Here is a 1,356-nt window from a genome sequence, read left to right on the forward strand (position 1 = left end):
ACATGGTGTCGAACAAGGTTCTGCGCCTGTGGGTGGCCATGGCGCGCCGGCTGGATATTTCCATGCTGGTGCCCCAGCACGGCGCGCCGCTCAAAGGCCCGGCCATCGGCCAGTTTTTTGACTGGGCGGAATCGCTGAAATGCGGCATTGACCTGTTTGACGAGCGCAACTACCAGGTGCCCACCGGGCAGATCAACGGCCGGGCGGTGGCTTGAGCCGGTGGGATCAGGCAGGAGTCTGCTACAGCCGGCTGATGGAAATCCAATACCCTCACTAGAATGGCCCGAGCTGCCATGGGGCAGTATTCAGGGATTCATCAACAATGAACAGAAATTTGAGGACATGGGTCGCCGCGGTCCTGGTCGTGCTGCTGGCGGCCATCGCCGTTCTTTGCTTCTTCAACCGCGAGAGGTGGAAGGACTACCGCGATTACTTTCGTGAGGACTACGTGGCTGTCGAGATGCAATATGACAAGCTCACGAGTGCCACCGATGAAAAAGCCGCGCGCAAGCTTTTTCCCAATGTATTTTTGCGCTGCTATGACGACTCGTCTGCACCGCGCCTGGGCGACCGCGTGTGCTATTCCACCGTGACACATGTCGATGGTTTGCCGGCCATGAGCGTGCTGCTTTTCTTTGCAAAGGGAAAACTCACGCACACCATGGTGCGTGTGCCCTGGTGGCGCCATGGTGCGTGGCGCGACAAACTGGTCAGACAGTACGGTGTAGCCCACAAATCAACCACCTTTGCGATTCTTGAAGGTCCCCTGGTGCAGTGGGATTTGCCGGGCGGTGCGTACATCAATTTCCACCGTGAACGCAGCCTGAACCCCCTGGAATGGAGCGGCATCTTCTGGTCGGCAGGCCAGGACAGGAAATAGCGGGCCTGTTTGGCGGCACTCCGCCGGCCTCGCGAACGATTTGCTACAACTGCGACGCACCCGATGCGTGAGCCGGTGCCTCTAACGGAGGTATTGGAGGTATCGTGACACGTTGTGCATGAGACTCCTCTTATCTCTGTGGATACCCCTGTGAAAGCTCCCCTTTTGATGCAACTCTGGAAATCCTGCCGACTCCCCGCCGTGCTGCTGGCAGCATGCGGCCTGTCGCCCCTGCTGACGGGCTGCGTCACCGGCGCCAAAGCATTTCCGCTGCAGGAAAAGTTTGCCTCCACCCAGACCTATTCGCGCCTCTTCGACGCCACCCCGGCACGGACCTGCGAGGCCTCGCGGCGTGCACTGCTGAGCCAGGGCTACATCATCAACATGGCCAGCGCCGAACTGGTGGAAGGGCAAAAAGCCTTCCAGCCCGAGCCCGAGGCGCACCTGCAAATGGTGGTTCGCGTGGTGTGCGCCCC

At 60.0% G+C, this 1,356-nt stretch carries 3 protein-coding genes; all 3 read left to right on the forward strand.

The genetic code is table 11. The features are described from left to right. On the forward strand, positions 1-215 hold a 215-nt coding region (locus AC1D1P_RS23465), incomplete at its 5' end, for an oxygen-binding di-iron domain-containing protein (protein WP_477674658.1). A gap of 107 nt (positions 216-322) precedes the next feature. Next, the gene (locus AC1D1P_RS23470) at positions 323-880 is read left to right on the forward strand and encodes a hypothetical protein (protein WP_477674659.1); all 558 of its coding nucleotides are present in this window, start codon (positions 323-325) and stop codon (positions 878-880) included. 168 nt (positions 881-1,048) lie between these two features. Further along, the coding region (locus AC1D1P_RS23475; RefSeq protein WP_477674660.1) for a DUF2242 domain-containing protein at positions 1,049-1,356 on the forward strand (308 nt) is incomplete at its 3' end.

This window comes from Polaromonas sp. P1_E1_2 (assembly GCF_056406035.1).